At 70.6% G+C, this 15147-nt stretch carries 14 protein-coding genes; 8 read left to right on the forward strand and 6 right to left on the reverse strand.

Annotated features, from left to right (window positions below):
• Positions 1 to 33: 33 nt before the first annotated feature.
• Positions 34 to 1605: a methyl-accepting chemotaxis protein gene (locus ACZ3II_RS17670; protein WP_465518711.1), complete on the reverse strand. Its 1572-nt coding sequence runs from the start codon at positions 1603 to 1605 to the stop codon at positions 34 to 36.
• A gap of 76 nt (positions 1606 to 1681) precedes the next feature.
• Here ACZ3II_RS17670 and ACZ3II_RS17675 point away from each other — a divergent pair, with 76 nt between their 5' ends.
• Complete coding sequence (locus tag ACZ3II_RS17675; protein WP_465518712.1) at positions 1682 to 3643, forward strand: acyl-CoA dehydrogenase family protein; 1962 nt, start codon at positions 1682 to 1684, stop codon at positions 3641 to 3643.
• On the opposite strand, the gene ACZ3II_RS17680 is transcribed toward ACZ3II_RS17675, so the two are convergent.
• Positions 3640 to 4203, reverse strand: a complete 564-nt coding sequence (locus tag ACZ3II_RS17680; protein ID WP_465518713.1) for a hypothetical protein — start codon at positions 4201 to 4203, stop codon at positions 3640 to 3642. The genes ACZ3II_RS17675 and ACZ3II_RS17680 overlap by 4 nt on opposite strands.
• An 82-nt stretch (positions 4204 to 4285) precedes the next feature.
• Here ACZ3II_RS17680 and ACZ3II_RS17685 point away from each other — a divergent pair, with 82 nt between their 5' ends.
• From ACZ3II_RS17685 to ACZ3II_RS17695, 3 genes are read left to right on the forward strand one after another with little or no spacing between them, the layout of a single operon-like run.
• Positions 4286 to 5434: an NHL domain-containing protein gene (locus tag ACZ3II_RS17685; RefSeq protein ID WP_465518714.1), complete on the forward strand. Its 1149-nt coding sequence runs from the start codon at positions 4286 to 4288 to the stop codon at positions 5432 to 5434.
• Positions 5435 to 5459: 25 nt separating this feature from the next.
• Positions 5460 to 5888 carry a hypothetical protein gene (locus ACZ3II_RS17690; protein WP_465518715.1) on the forward strand — a complete coding sequence of 143 codons (429 nt, stop codon included), beginning with the start codon at positions 5460 to 5462 and terminating at the stop codon, positions 5886 to 5888.
• A gap of 21 nt (positions 5889 to 5909) precedes the next feature.
• A complete protein-coding gene (locus tag ACZ3II_RS17695) occupies positions 5910 to 6992 on the forward strand; it encodes a hypothetical protein (RefSeq protein WP_465518716.1) in 1083 nt (360 codons plus the stop codon).
• Positions 6993 to 6998: 6 nt separating this feature from the next.
• On the opposite strand, the gene ACZ3II_RS17700 is transcribed toward ACZ3II_RS17695, so the two are convergent.
• Positions 6999 to 8441, reverse strand: coding sequence for a dihydroorotase (locus ACZ3II_RS17700; RefSeq protein WP_465518717.1), 1443 nt, complete (start codon positions 8439 to 8441; stop codon positions 6999 to 7001).
• Between the two features lie 85 nt (positions 8442 to 8526).
• On the opposite strand from ACZ3II_RS17700, the gene ACZ3II_RS17705 reads away from it, so the two are divergent.
• The 3 genes from ACZ3II_RS17705 to ACZ3II_RS17715 are packed head-to-tail and all read left to right on the forward strand — an operon-like array spanning position 8527 to position 11941.
• The gene (locus tag ACZ3II_RS17705) at positions 8527 to 9717 is read left to right on the forward strand and encodes a CaiB/BaiF CoA transferase family protein (protein ID WP_465518718.1); all 1191 of its coding nucleotides are present in this window, start codon (positions 8527 to 8529) and stop codon (positions 9715 to 9717) included.
• Positions 9718 to 9747: 30 nt separating this feature from the next.
• A complete protein-coding gene (locus tag ACZ3II_RS17710; protein WP_465518719.1) occupies positions 9748 to 10518 on the forward strand; it encodes a cyclase family protein in 771 nt (256 codons plus the stop codon).
• 43 nt (positions 10519 to 10561) lie between these two features.
• Positions 10562 to 11941, forward strand: a complete 1380-nt coding sequence (locus ACZ3II_RS17715) for an MmgE/PrpD family protein (RefSeq protein ID WP_465518720.1) — start codon at positions 10562 to 10564, stop codon at positions 11939 to 11941.
• A gap of 144 nt (positions 11942 to 12085) precedes the next feature.
• On the opposite strand, the gene ACZ3II_RS17720 is transcribed toward ACZ3II_RS17715, so the two are convergent.
• Genes ACZ3II_RS17720 through ACZ3II_RS17730 form a run of 3 tightly spaced genes read right to left on the reverse strand, consistent with a single transcriptional unit; the run spans position 12086 to position 14453 of the window.
• Positions 12086 to 12949 (reverse strand): hypothetical protein, encoded by an 864-nt coding sequence (locus ACZ3II_RS17720; protein ID WP_465518721.1) that lies wholly within the window; start codon positions 12947 to 12949, stop codon positions 12086 to 12088.
• Positions 12950 to 13007: 58 nt separating this feature from the next.
• A complete protein-coding gene (locus ACZ3II_RS17725) occupies positions 13008 to 13439 on the reverse strand; it encodes a hypothetical protein (protein WP_465518722.1) in 432 nt (143 codons plus the stop codon).
• 33 nt (positions 13440 to 13472) lie between these two features.
• Entirely contained in the window at positions 13473 to 14453 is a 981-nt protein-coding gene (locus ACZ3II_RS17730; protein WP_465518723.1) for a helix-turn-helix transcriptional regulator, read from the reverse strand.
• A 61-nt stretch (positions 14454 to 14514) separates the two neighbouring features.
• On the opposite strand from ACZ3II_RS17730, the gene ACZ3II_RS17735 reads away from it, so the two are divergent.
• On the forward strand, positions 14515 to 14976 hold the full coding sequence (locus ACZ3II_RS17735) for a hypothetical protein (RefSeq protein ID WP_465518724.1): 462 nt from the start codon (positions 14515 to 14517) through the stop codon (positions 14974 to 14976).
• Positions 14977 to 15147: the final 171 nt, after the last annotated feature.

Consider the following 15147-nt stretch of genomic DNA (forward strand, 5'->3'; position numbering starts at 1 on the left):
TTCCGGCGGGGGCGGCTCACGGCGTACGAGAGCCTAGGTCTTGATCTTGAAGCGGGAGACCACGTCGGTCAGGCTGGTGGCCAAAGACGCCAGCTCGTCGGCGGCGTGGCGGGTCGAGGTGGCGCCGTCGGCGGTCTGCGCGGCAGTGGCGGCGACCTGCTCGATCGAGCGGTTGATCGAGTCCGCGCCCTGGGCCGCGTCGTCGAAGAGGCGGCTCAGCTCGTTGGTGGTGGCGGTCTGCTCCTCGACGGCGCCGGCGATGCTCGCCTGGTACTGGTTGATCTCGTTGATCACGTCGGCGATCCGGCCGATCGCCTCGATCGCGTGCGTGGTGTCGCTCTGGATCGCCTCGATCCGCTGGCCGATGTCCTCGGTGGCCCGGGTGGTGTTCTGCGCCAGGTCCTTGACCTCGCTGGCCACCACGGCGAACCCCTTGCCGGACTCGCCGGCCCGGGCCGCCTCGATCGTCGCGTTCAGGGCGAGCAGGTTCGTCTGCTCGGCGATGCTGGTGATCAGCTTGATCACGTTGCCGATCTCGTCGGTCGACGCGGACAGCTTCGACATCGCGTCGGTGGTCTGCTGGGCGGTCTCCACCGCGCCCTGGGCGATCTGTGCGACAGCGCTGGTGTTGCCGGCGATCTCCCGGATCGCGCCGGTCATCTGCTCGGCGCCCTGCGCGGCCTCCCGTACCCGGTCGGTCACCATCATGCTGGAGTCGGACACCGTGCCGGCCTGGCCGGACGCCTGCTCCGACGACGCGTTCACGTCGCCGCTGATCGCGGTGAGCCGCACCGACGCCTCCCGCAGCGACGACGCGTTCCCGCTGATCGTGCTGATCGCGTCGCGGATGTCGGCGACCGCGGCGTTCACCGCCTCGGACATCTGGCCGATCTCGTCCCGGCCGCGTACCGGCACGTCCACCGTGTAGTCGCGCTGCGCCACCCGGCGCAGCGCCTGCACCGCGGCCTGCAGCGGCGGGATGATGCCGCGCCCGATCAGGAAACCGACCACGCCCAGGACGGCGATGCCGACCGCGAGCACCACGCCGACGATCCAGCGTGTCCTGTCGACGAGCGCGGCCTGGTCGGTCTCGGCCTGCTCGGCGCGCTTGCTCGCGGTGTCGACCGACGCGCCGATGACGGCGCCGAACGCGTCCCGGGCCTGGGACAGCGACTCGCCGGCGGTGTAGAGCTGCGCTTTGGTCGCGGTGCGCAGCGACTCCTGCGTCGCGGTGGCGGTGTCCCGGTACTCCTCCCAGGCCGTGCCCAGCTTGTCGATGGCCGCCTTGTCGCTCCCGCTGAGCGGCAGCGCCCGCAGGGCCGCCACGATCTGATCACCGGCGGCGATGGTCGGCTTGTTGAACTCGATGAACTGCGCGGTGTCCCCGGGGAAGGCGAGGTTGGCGTTGACGATGCCGGTGACGTTGGTGGCGACGATCTCCAGCTTGTTCAGGACGATCACGTACTCGCGCAGGTCGTCCTGTTTCGCCGCGCTGTCGGAGAGCCGGGAGATGCTGACCAGCGCGGTCACGCCCAGCAGGGCGGCCAGGAGGATGCTGACCGCCAGGAGAAGGCTGATCTTCCAGCGCACCGACCAGTTGCCCATATCGGTCTTATCGGCCGATAGGTCGAAATGCTGAGTCCCAGGTTCAGGATAGGTTACTCGTGGGTAATATAGCGCCATGATCAATGGGGTTACCGCGTCCCTCACCGAGGTCCTCGACGGCCGGTGGGCGCACATCCGCCAGGCCGTGCGCGACACGCTCGGGGCCGAGTTCGTCACCGTTCCCGGCGAGGCCGGTGACCAGGCCCGGGAACGGATCGGCCGGCTGATCCGCGCGCTGCCCACCGACGTCGGGGTCGCGTCCGCGTTCCCGGCCGGCTACGGCGGCTCCGACGACCCGGGCGGCTCCACGGTCGCCGCCGAGATGCTCGGGCAGGTCGACCTCTCACTGATGGTCAAGGCCGGCGTGCAGTGGGGGCTGTTCGGCGGGGCGGTGGTCGCGCTCGGGACGGCCCGCCATCACGACCGGTACCTGCGCGACATCATCTCGGCGGACCTCATGGGCTGCTTCGCGATGACCGAGACGGGACACGGGTCCGACGTCCAGCAGTTGCGGACGACGTGCACGTACTCGCCGGAGGCCGGACATTTCGTCCTGAACACTCCGCACGAGGCGGCCCGGAAGGACTACATCGGCAACGCGGCGCGGGACGGGCGGATGGCAGTCGTCTTCGCGCAGTTGATCACCGGCGGGCGGTCGTACGGGGTCCACGCGTGGCTGGTGCCGATCCGCGACGAGCACGGCGACCCGATGCCCGGCGTCACCATCGGCGACGCCGGGCCCAAGGCCGGGCTGCTCGGCGTCGACAACGGCAGGCTCAGCTTCGACCAGGTGATCGTGCCGCGGGACATGCTCCTGGACCGGTACGGGCAGGTCGCCGAGGACGGCACGTACACCAGCACCATCGAGAACGACACCCGGCGCTTCTTCACCATGCTCGGCACCCTGGTCCGCGGCCGGGTCACCGTCGGCGCCGCCGCCTCCGCGGCCACCCGCAACGCGCTCACCATCGCCGTCCGCTACGGCGACACCCGCCGCCAGTTCACCCGGCCCGGCGACGACCGTGAAGTGGTGCTCAACGACTACCTGGCACACCAGCGCAAACTGCTTCCGGCGCTGGCGCGGTCGTACGCGTACGCCTTCGCCCAGGAGGAACTCGCCGTCACCATGGCCGAGGTCTTCGCCCTCCCCGAACCCGACGAGCACCGCCAGCGCGAACTCGAATCCCGCGCCGCCGGCCTGAAAGCCGCCCAGACCTGGAACGCCACCGCCACCATCCAGATGTGCCGGGAGGCGTGCGGCGGCGCCGGATATCTCGCCGAGAACCGGCTGCCCGGCCTCAAGGCCGACACCGACGTCTTCACCACCTTCGAAGGCGACAACACGGTGCTGCTGCAACTCGTCGCGAAAGGCCTGCTCACCGGCTACCGGGACGCGTTCGGCTCACTCGACGGCTGGGGCCGCGCGACGTTCGTCGCCGAGCAGGTCCGGGAGATGGTGCTGGAGCGGACAGCGGCCCGCTCGCTGATCCAGCGCCTGGTCGGCGCCGTCCCCGGCCGCGACGAGGAGGTCGCGGTGACCGACCGCGGCTGGCACCTCGCCGCCTTCGAGGACCGGGAGAAACACCTGCTCGACGGCGCGATCCGCCGTCTCCGCAAGGGCGCCGCCACCAAGAAGGACCGGCCGTTCGACATCTTCAACGACGTCCAGGACCACGTGCTCGCCGTCGCCACCGCCCACATCGACCGGATCACCCTGGAAGCGTTCGTCGCCGGCATCGACCGCACCACCGACCCGTCCGCGCGGGCCCTGCTGTCGAAACTCTGCGACCTGTACGCCCTGACCACCATCGAGGCCGACAAGGCCTGGTTCCTGGAACACGGCCGCCTCACCCCGGCCCGTTCCAAGACCGTCACCGCCGTGATCAACGACCTGCTGCGCGAACTGCGCCCGCACATGCGCACCCTGGTCGACGCCTTCGCCATCCCCGACGAGTGGCTGAACGCGGCCATCCTGCGGGAGGAGCCGTCCCGCCAGGACGCGATGGCCAAGGAGGACGACGCGGTCCGCGCTCGTTAGCGGGCGCGGTCCCGCCAGGACCGGGGGATGCCGAGGTCGAAATGCTCAGCCTTGAGCAGGATCAACCGGCGCTCCCGGTCCCGGACGAGAGCGGCGAAGGCGGACACCAGCTCCGGTACGAACTCCGGCTCGCGAAATCGCTGCAGGGTGCCGGGCTCGATGCCGACGTGCCACTCGGTCACGCCGATCGTTCGCACGTGCAATACCTCAGATGGTGAAAGAGCCTGACACTCCAGAGCACGGAGTCCCTCCGCGTAACGGTCGTAGCGGTCGTCGCGCCGTTCGCGGCGATTGGCTGCGGCCTCGGTGGTGCTCAGGCCTTGCGCCAGGCGGAAGATCTCGCGGCGTTCGCGTTCCCAGGCCACCCAGGTGTTCGTCCCCAGACCGGCGAGTTGCCTGCTCAGGCCGGGTTCGTCGTACCACTCGTAGGCGCGCGGCCGGAAGCGGATCCGCAGGCTCATGTCGCCGGAGATCGTGGCGGTGATCTGCCCGTCCGGGGAGGTGCCGGTCGCGGTCATGCTGAGGAGCCGATCGCCGAAATCAGCCTCGTACGGGTTCATGCCATCCTCCCGCTATCGGGTGCACCTGCCGAACCGATCGATGACAGCCAACGTATGCGCTGGTGTGTGGTACACAAAATTCGTGACAGCCCAACGCGTCGCCGCGGCAGCCGTGGCGCTGCTGACCGTGCTGTTCCTGCCCGTCCCGGCAGAGGCGGACGCCGTATCGCTGCGGCTCGTCGCCGGCGGCGACGCCGGCTTCAGCGGTGACGGCGGTCCGGCGAGCGCGGCGGAACTGAACAAGCCGTACGGGGCGGCGGTCGGCCCCGATGGAACCCTCTACATCGCCGACGCCATGAATCACCGGGTCCGCGCGGTGCCTCCGGACGGCACCATCCGCACTGTCGCCGGTAACGGGCAGGGCCGGGCTCAGAGCCTGCCCGTGTCACCGGGAACCAAGGGCACTGCTGTCTCGCTCAACCTTCCCACCGATGTCGCGGTGGGTGCTGACGGCACGGTATACATCGCGGACAGCGGCGCGATCCGCGTCTACGCGCTGGCCCCGGACGGAACGATCTCGCTGCGTGCCGACGTCTCGAACGCTCGTGGGCTGTACGACATCCGGGGTATCGCCGTCACCGCGGACGGCACTCTCTACATCTCCGACCGGGAGAACAACCGGGTCTTCGCCAGCACCGCCGACGGCACGGTGACCGTGGCCGTCGGCAACGGTGCGGCGGAGCGGTCGGGCCGCCCGATCCCGTTGCCCGGCGACCTCGCTGCCGATGATCGCGGCGATCTGTGGATCACCGGCACCGTCCACCTGTATCGGATGGACGCCGAGGCGGTCACCGCCATCACCAAGGATTCCGGCCGGTGGAGCGCCTACGAGGGCAAGGAATGGCCACTCGCGGCGCCCAGCATGACCAACGTGTCGGCAGTCAGTGTGGGCGGTGACGACGTCTACATCGTCGAAGGCTCGGAGCGGGCGGTGCACCGCTTGAGCCCCGACGGCGCCGTCACGGTGGTTGCGGACCTGCCGCCGGCGGAGTTCCCGCGCAGTGATCCGGTGCAGATCGCGGCCGGTCCCGCGGCCGGAGGCCCGCTGTACGTGATCGACATGGTGTCCAGCCGGATCTTCGCGGTCGACGTACCGCAGACCGGAGCAGTGCAGTCACCCGATCAGCGGGCGACCCCATGGCTGTGGATCCTCGGGGTGGGCGTGCCGGCCCTGGCGTTGATCGTCGCCTGGGGAATCACGAGACGCCGGCGGCGCCGGCTGCCAGCCTGACACGACGGATGTACGGGGAGAGGACATGGTCGAGGGAGTCACCGGTGGTCACCTGATCCACCTGTGGCGGGTGTCCGAGGTGCACCTGCCGCGAATCGCGGACACGTTCTACGACATGAGCGGACTCATGAAGGGAGCGACCGGTGGTGGCGCCGCGTTCCCGTGGAGCGACGGCGGGTTCCCCGGATCGAGGGCACCCGTCAGTGGGCCGGTCGGTAGCGCGTGGGAAGGCTTGCGAGGGGAGATGCAGGCCCTGCTCACGAACATGGGTGACGTGATGATGGAGGCCGCCCAGGGAGTTCGCGTGGCCACCGAAGTCTTCGATGTCGTCGACGAGGAGAACGGCAAGACCCTTCTCGCCAGCGCTCTGGAGAGTCCTTCGATGCAGGCCGGTCCGGATTCCCTGCCGCCCGTCCCGGGGTCCGGCGAATATCCGCAGCGGCCGGCATCCTGACGGGCGGGGAGGACACGAGCCGTGGGTGAGGACGCGACATCGAACCAGAACGCTTTCACGACACCTCCACACCTCGCCGGTGAGGCCTACCAGCAGACCGTCCAGGATCAGGCTCGCCGGCTCAAGGCGGAGCTGATCCGGCAGGCCCTTCAGGACGCTCAGTCATGGGAGCGGGTCGTCGAGGAGAAGTGGGCACAGGCGAACCCGGACAAGGCCCCGATCTTCCCCATTACCGATGCGGAGCGGGAGCAGTACCGGCAACAGGTGCGCACCCAGGATTTCGAGTGGGTGATTCCCGCCTTCGAAAGTCATCTGCTCCCGGATCCGGATCACCTCGACCAGATCATCGATGCGCTGACCCGGATGCAGGCGGTCTTCGGGGGACAGCCGGATTCCAGCGGCGGGTGGGTCGGCGCGAGCGAAGCGCTCACCCGGGTCAATGCGATCCGTGCCGACATGGCCGCCTGGCGCGGCGCCTTCAGCGATGAGATGAGCGACGCGTTCTGCACACCGCTCACGACGAGGTTCCCCAACTTCGCCGAGTTGGCGCGTATCGTCGCCGATCAGGTGAAGGTCACCAAGATCCTCTACATCCGCCGGCGCAGCAAGGTGGTCCAACTGCTGGATCAAGGCATCCAGGCCACTCAGGCGCTCAGCCAGAACGCCTCGTCACCGGAGGACACCTTCAAGTGGGCGACGATCGCGATGGTCGTGGCCGGTACTGTCGCCGGGCCGATAGCCGGCGGGTGGGGTCTCGCTCTCGCCGTACTGCTGGACGCCGGGGGTACCGCGGCCGGCGGTCTCGTGGAGGACCCGCCGAATCAGCCGACGCTGCCGCTGTCGGCGCCCACAGCCACCGAAGTGGCCGTGAACATCAACAACGCCCTGGTCAGCCTCAGCTCGGATGTCTACGAGTCGGAGCGCGACATCGTCACGGCCTTCTCGACACTGCAGGAGGCGGTGCAGCGGTTCCGGTTGCAACAGGCCGTCGCGGAGGACGGCGAGAATCCGTTCATCGTGCCGGCGCCGCCGCTGGCGTCCGCCACACCGGCGGAGATCCTCGCCAAGCTGGAGCCGGCCTTCGAGGCGTTCGGCGGGCGATGACAGGGGTCAGCGGGGAAGGAAGGAGCCGCGGGGGGAGCCGAGGACCTCGCCGTTCTGGTAGGTGAGGTTGCCGCGGAGGATGGTGGCGACCGGCCAGCCGCGGAGCTTGCGGCCCTCGAACGGGCAGTGGTCCTGGGCGGACAGGAGCAGGCCGGTGGTGACCTCCTGCTCCAGGTCGGGGTCGATGACGGTCAGGTCGGCGTCGTAACCGACCAGCAGGTTGCCCTTGCGGCCGTCCAGGCCGTAGGCGCGGGCCGGGTTCGCCGAGACCAGTTCGGCGACGCGGGCCGGGGGGAGACCGCGCCTGTGCATGCCCTCGCTGATCAGGATCGGGTAGAGCAGGGCGGTGCCGCCGAAACCGGGCAGGGCCGGCCACAGCTCGTCGCCCTTCTCCTCCTCCAGGCAGCAGGCGTGGTCGGAGGCGACCCAGCCGACGGTTCCGTCCAGGACGCCCGCCCACAATGCCTCGGTGTCGGCATACGTACGGATCGGGGGATTGACCTTGCCGCCGAGACCGCCGGAACCGGCTCGGGAGTCCAGTTCGTCGTGGGTCAGGCACAGGTGGTGCAGGGTCACCTCGAACCGCATGTCGACCCCGGGCAAGGCGATCCGGGCCTCGCGGGCGGCGGCCAGGGCCTCGCCGGACGACAGGTGCAGCAGGTTCACCGGGCAGCCGGTGGCACGGGCCAGGGTGGTGGCCTCGCCGATGGCGACCCGTTCGGTCAGCGGCGGGCGCGCGTCCGAGTAGGCCTTGAGCGTCTGCGGATCGCCGGAGGCGCGGACCCGGTCGATGAACAGGCGCATCAGTTCGGCCTGCTCGCAGTGCAGCGACAGGGAGATCCGGCGGTCACTCGCGGCGTCGGCGGCGGCGACGGCCTCCATGAGCTGGTAGAGGTGGCCGAGGTCGTACTCGTCGCTCATCGTGAAGGCCTTGGCGTCGCGGGAGTCCGCCGCGAGGTTGAAGCCCTTGTAGAACATGTAGTACTTGAACGAGCTGATCCCGCCGGACTCGACGAGCGCCGGCACCTCGCCGACCTGGGCGGTGTCCATCGGCGCCAGGTGGAAACCGTAGTCGGTCCAGGCGTGCCCGGCCACCGCGTCCAGGACGGAAGGGAGGATCTCGGCGTACGGGCCGGTTGTGTTCAGGTAGTGCTGACCGGTACGGAAGTAGGACAGCACCGTCGTCGCGCCGCCGACCAGCGACGACCGGGTCTCCTCGGCCGCGTCCACCGCCAGCGGGCGATAGATGCCGAGGTGGAAGTGGGCGTCGACGGCGCCGGGGAACACGAGCTTGCCGGTGGCGTCGAGGACGGTCGCGGCCTCGTCGGCCCCCAGAGAAGCGGCGATCGCGGCGACCTTGCCGTCCTTGGTGGCCAGGTCGGCCCGGATGGTGCCCAGGTAGGGCACGACCAGGGTGCCTCCGCGGACCAGAAGATCGTAACGGCTCATCCGGCGGGACCTCCGAGCGAGAGACAATTGTTTCGCACACAGTAACGAGGTTTCCCTTAATGGAACAGAGCGGTTAGGGTGGGTCATGCCCAGCCCTCTCGACGGGGTGCGTGTCATCGACGCGTCGACCCTGTTCGCCGGACCCCTGGCCGCGACGATCCTCGGTGACTACGGCGCCGACGTGACCAAGATCGAGCACCCGGCGAAGGGTGATCCGGCCCGCGGGCACGGCCCGGCCAAGGACGGCGTCCCGCTCTGGTGGGCCATGCTGGGCCGCAACAAGCGCACGGTCACCCTCAACCTGGGCACCGATAAAGGTGCAGATATCCTGAAAAAAGCAGTGAATAGGGCAGACGTGCTGATCGAGAATTTCCGCCCCGGCACCCTGGAGCGCTGGGGACTCGGGCCCAAGACGCTCCACGAGATCAACCCGAAGCTCATCATGGCCCGCGTGACCACCTATGGCCAGTTCGGACCATACGCACACCGCCCCGGGTTCGGCACCCTGGCCGAAGCGATGAGCGGCTTCGCGGCGATCACCGGCGACCCCGACGGCCCCCCGACCCTGCCACCCTTCGGGCTCGCCGACGGTGTCGCCGCCGTCACCGCCGCCCAAGCGATCATGACCGCGCTCTACCACCGCGACGTCCACGATCACCAAGGACAGGTCATCGACCTGGCGATCACCGAGCCGATGCTCACCGTCCTCGGCATGCAGGCGATGGTGTACGACCAACTGGGCCAGGTGCAGCGCCGCACCGGCAACCGCTCCGTCAACAACGCCCCCCGCAACACCTACCGGACCGCCGACGACCGCTGGGTCGCCGTCTCCACCAGCGCCCAGGCCATCGCCGAACGCGTGATGCGCCTGGTCGGCCGCCCCGACCTGATCGACGAGCCGTGGTTCGCCACCGGCGCCGGCCGGGCCGAGCACGCCGGCGTCCTCGACGAGGCGCTCGGGACATGGATCGGCGAGCGGGACCTGGTGACGGTGACCGAGGGGTTCGAGCGGGCGCAGGCCGCGATCGCCCCGGTCTACGACATCGCGGACGTGTTCGCCGACCCGCAGTTCATCGCCCGGGACGCGGTGACCACCGCGCACGATCCGGTGCTCGGCCCGGTGCGGATGCCCGGCCCGCTGTACCGGCTGTCGGACACGCCCGGCGCGATCCGCTGGACCGGGCGGCCGCGCGGCGCGGACACCGACGAGGTGCTGGCCGGCCTGGGGTACGGCCCGGACGAACGGGCGGTGCTGCGCGCCGAGGGTGTGATCTGAAGCGCGTCCCCGTACCGAAAGGGAGTGGCCTTGAAGGTCTTCGATCTCGCGCAGCCGATGCGCCGGGGCATGCCGCAGTCGCCGAACCATCCGGCCTACACGCACGCGCTGGTCCGGCGGCACGGCGACCTGGTGCGGGCCGGTGGTGGCTCGGCCGCCAACGACATCCTGGTGATGGGCACGCACGTCGGCACGCACGTGGACGCGCTCGCCCACGTCTCCCAGGACGGCCTGCTGCACGGCGGGGTGGTCGCCGCCGACGTGCAGTCCGACGCCGGGTTCGCGAGGCTCGGCATCGACGAGTTCCCGCCGTACGTCGGCCGCGGTGTGTTCCTGGACGTCGCGAAAGTGCACGGGGTGGCGGTGCTGCCGGCGGGCTACGAGGTCACGGTCGCCGACCTGGAGGCCGCCTCCGGCGACCTGCCGATCAACAGCGGCGATGCGGTGCTGGTCGGGACCGGCTGGTCACGGCTCTTCGGCGAGGGGGAGACCTTTCTCGGTACGAGGGACGGGGTCCCCGGCCCGGGCGAGGCGGCCGCGCGCTGGCTGGCCGAACGGGAGATCGCCGTGACCGGGGCGGAGACGATCGCGTACGAGCGGATCGCCCCCGGCGCCGGCCACGCCGGCCTGCCGGTGCACCGGATCCTGCTGGTCGAGGCCGGGATCAACATCGTCGAGACGATGCTGCTGTCCGGGCTCGCCGACGCGGGAGTGACCGAGTTCCAGTTCATCCTGGCGCCGTTGCGGCTGGTCGGCGCGACGGGTTCGCCGGTGCGGCCGCTGGCGGTCGTCCCGGCATGACCGACCGCACCGCAGCGAAGCAAGGGCCGGGAGGGCATGCCCGATGACAGAGCTGCTCGCGCAGCGTCTGGGCGAGTTCGCGGCGACGGTGGATCCGCCGGAGCGGGTCCGGGCGGACGTGCCGACGAGGATCCTGGACGTGCTCGGGAACGGTCTGGCCGCGTACGCCGAAAAGGACGCGGACGCCGCCCTCGCCGCGATGCGCCGCTGGGGTGGTGTGCCGGAATCCACGGTGCTCGGCCACGGCGACCGGCTGCCCGCGCCGAACGCCGCGTTCGTCAACGGGGTGCTCGCGCACTCCCTCGACTACGACGACACGCACCTGCCGTCGGTGCTGCACCCGAGCGCCTCGGTGGTGCCGGCCGCGCTCGCCGCCGCCGAAGCCGGCGCGCCCGGCGACCTGATCGCCGCGATCGCCGCCGGGATCGAGGTCACCAACCGGCTCGGCATGGCCGGATGCGACCCGGAGACCGGCGCCAACCTGTACTTCGAGCGCGGCCAGCACGCCACCTCGATCTGCGGCACGATCGGCGCGGCCGTCGCGGTGGCCCGGCTGTACGGCCTCGACGCGGCCCGGATCGCCGACGCCATCGGGATCGCCGTGTCGATGGGCGCCGGGGTCCTGGAGGCGAACCGGACCGGCGGGTCGGTGAAACGCGCGCACTGCGGCTGGGCGGCGCACGGTGGCGTGGTCGCCGCGACCCTGGCCGCCGAGGGGCTGACCGGGCCGCCGACGGCTCTCGAAGGCCGGTTCGGGTTCTTCGCCGCGCACACCGGCCGGTTCACGCCGGAGGCCGTCACGGACGGGCTGGGGGAGCGGTGGGAACTGCTGCGGACGGTGTTCAAGCCGTACCCCTCGAATCATTTCACCCACGCCGGGATCGACTGCGCGCTCGCCCTGCGCGCGGCCGGGCTCGACCCGGACGACGTGGACAGCGCCGAACTGGGCGTGGCCGGGCCGGTGCTGCGGACCATCGCCGAGCCGGCGGCCGAGAAGGCGCGGCCCCGCAGCGGGTACCACGCGAAGTTCTCCGGGCCGTACACCCTGGCGGTGGCCCTGACCGGCGGTGGGGGGCTCGGGGTGGGCCTGGACGACTTCGCCGGCCTGGACCCGCGGCGCCTGGAGCTGGCGAGCAGGGTGCGGATGTACGCCGATCCGGCGGCCACCGCGGCGTTCCCGCGCGCGTTCGCCGGAGTGCTGCGGGTGCGCACGACGTCCGGTGCGGTCCTGGAACACCGGGTGGACAGCTCGCGCGGCGGTCCCGGGCATCCGCTGACGGCGGCCGAGGTGACGGCGAAGTTCACCGGCAACGCCAGCCGTGCGATCCCGGCCGGCGCGGTCACCGCGCTGGCGGCGGCGGTCCGGGCCCTCGGCGCCGGTGGGCCCGTCGCCGCGCTGTTCCCGTCCGGACGTCACCGCTGAGCTCCGGCTGCCTCGCCGGTCTACCGGACATGACTGTCCCGGTGCTCTACATGTCGATGTCGGTGGACGGGTACATCAACGGGCCCGGCGGGCTGCACGACTGGTTCGTCACCCCGGACGGCCGGATCGAGCGGTTCCCTGCTCTCATCCGAGTCCCAGGCGTTGTAACGCGAGCGCCACATGGCCGCGCGGCGCCCGCGCATGCCAGCCGAGCGGGAAGCCGGGCACAATCTTCCGCTCCTTCGCGTCGACGAGGATGTCCAGCCCGAGATCGGGAAGATCAACGCCTTGCCGGTACGCGAGAGCGATCGCCGCCGTCAACCGCACCACAGCCCCGTGATGTTCGAGCAGCGACGTCATCCGCCCCACGACGACAGCCGGCGGCACTTCCGTGTGCGCGAGCGTGAGGTTGGCGGCGGCCCGGACCGCGTCGCCGCCGTCCGCGCCCAGGAGCGCCGCAACGGTAGACGCGGTCGGCGTGAACCAGGCCAGCAGTTCGGCGGCCTGCGAGGCGACGTCCGGTTCGTCGCCGAGCCACCGCCGATAGGCGTCCACGTGGGCAGCGGTGGCGAAGTAGGCGTCGGCATCCCACTTCTCGGCACAGGCGTCGGCGATCTCTCCCCACTCGTCGTCGAACTCGTCCTCGTCGTGGTAGAGCCGTTCGACGACCATGGCCTCCTGCTCCGCCGTTACCGTCCGCCGGAAGGCCGCGCCCTGATCGAACGGCAGGTCGCGGTCGCTGCGCGGACCCACGCCGACCTGCCGCAGCAGGCGTACGAGATCCACCCGCCCCGGCGTCCCCGGATCGTCGATCAGCCGCACCAGGAACGGCACCACATGCGCGCTGACCTGCCACCGTGTCCCCTGATGCACGACCGCGCCCCAGAGCCGGCCGAACGCCTCGTCACGAACCGCCGCATCCGGTGACCGCAGCGCCACGAGCTGTCCCGGGATGTCCTCGGCCGACTGGTACGTCCCGTACAGCGCCGCCCACGTGACCCCGGTCATCGGTCCGTTCGGGACCGGCGGCGCGTACCCGAACCTCCCCGAACCGGGCCTGCCCGCCTCAGCGAAGAAGCGGCGCCGGCCGGCGCTGGAAGAAGGCGCGGACCGAGCGGGGCACGGTCAAGCCCAGCAGCACGGCGAGGGGTGCGGCGAACATGGCCAGGCCGAGGTACGGGAAACCGTCCCCGACGAGGCCGATGAGCAGCAGGAACGCCCCGATGAAGCTGGTCAGCGAGACCAGCACGACAGCCGTGACCCACGCCCACGAGCGGCCGCGGATCAGCTGGTAGGCGAGGACCAGGTAGAACACCGAGAGGGCGAGCGGGATCGCGTTGAGGGCCAGGAACATCGTCCGTGCGCCGGTGGACCACCCGGAGCCGGTGAACGTCCACGCCGTCTGCACGACGAGCCGGACGATGTTCAGCACCCCGAGCAGCGCCACCCCGGCCGCGACGATGCGCACGCTCCGGGGCGTGGCCGTCTCCTGCGTCATCGCGAATCCTCCACTGTGGGTCACCGGACACCGTCAGCGAAGATCGTAGAGGCGGCTCATCGCCCGGATCGTGCGGGCCGTCTCGGCGACCAGTTCGGGCGGGGAGAGCACCTGGACGTCCGCGCCGAGGCGCAGCAGGGTCGCGGTGGCGTGCGGCAGGTTCTCCAGCGGGATGGTGGTCTGCCGCCAGCCGTCCGGCCCGGCGGGCGTGAGGGCGGCGCGGGCATGGCGTGCGGCTCTCGGGCCGAGCACGTCCGGCAGCGCGGTCACCCCGGCTGCCGTGAGGCGTACGGTCATGACCTGCTCGGTGTCGCCCTGCTCGTACCGTTCGACGTGCGCCTGCCAGAACCCGGCCAGGTCGAAGCCCTCCGGCCTGGCGAAATGGTCCGGCAACTGCTCAAGATCGACAATCGAGGCGACCCGATAGGTACGTGGCGTGCCATGCCCTGCGGCGATCAGGTACCAGACGCCGGCCTTGAGGACGAGTCCCAGCGGATGCAGCCGCCGGGTGACCTCGCCGGGCCGCGGCGACCACCGCCGGTACCGCACCTCCACCACCCGGTCCTGCCACAGCGCGTCCGCGAGCGCGAGCAGATGCGGCACCGCGTCCGGTTCCCGGTACCACCCCGGCGCGTCGAGGTGGAACCGCTGCCGGATGCGGGTCGACGCCTCCCGGTACGGCACGGGCAGCGCCGCCATCAGCTTCAGTTCCGCGGCGGCCAGGTGCGCGCCCAGCCCGAGTTCCGCCGCCGGCTGCGGCAGTCCCGTCAGGAACAGCGAATCCGCCTCCGCCGCCGTCAGCCCGGTCAGCCGGGTGCGATAGCCCTCCATGAGCTGATATCCACCGGCCGGCCCGGCCTCCGCGTACAGCGGAATGCCCGCCGACAGCAACGCGTCGACATCCCGGTACACCGTCCGGACGCTCACCCCCAGCTCGGCCGCCAGCCGGGTCGCGCTCATCCGCCCACGGTTCTGCAGCAGCAGGAGCAGGGAGAGCAGTCGGCTGGCACGCACCCGCGACAGTCTGCCAGGACCCTGACAGAAGATGTCAGGGGTAGCCGCTGATGATCACCGCATGACCGACTTCGACTTCCTTCTCGGCTCGTGGACCGTGATCAACCGCCGGCTCACCACCCTGTTCACCGGCAGCGACGAGTGGGAGACCTTCCCCGGGTTCAGCACCTGCCGCCCGATCCTCAACGGCGGCGGCAACACCGAGGAGATCACCTTCCCGACCCTGAACAGCGGCGGCCTCACCCTGCGCCTGTTCGACCTGGAGCAGAAGACCTGGTCCCTCTACTGGGCGAGCAGCCGGACCGGCCTCCTCTACCCACCCGTCGTGGGCACCTTCACCGACGGCCGCGGCGACTTCCACGGCGACGACACCCACGACGGCAAACCCATCAGGGCCCACTTCATCTGGTCCGACATCACCCCCACCTCGGCCCGCTGGGAGCAGCGCTTCTCCAACGACGACGGCCGAACCTGGGAATCCAACTGGACCATGGAATACACCCGCAGCTCCCCGCCTGAGTGACGGTCACCGCGCCGATCCCGCAGGGTCGTGGAACGGCTGTCGACCATGGACTTACATAGCCGCGTAACAGGCCCCAGCTCTCCTCGCAGCCCGAAAACGGCTGCCCACCCGTACCACCGAAGGCGAATCGAAAACCGGGACACGCGGCAGCCACCGCAAGCCTGAAACCGC

The sequence above is a fragment of the Actinoplanes sp. NPDC019969 genome (genome assembly GCF_055562375.1).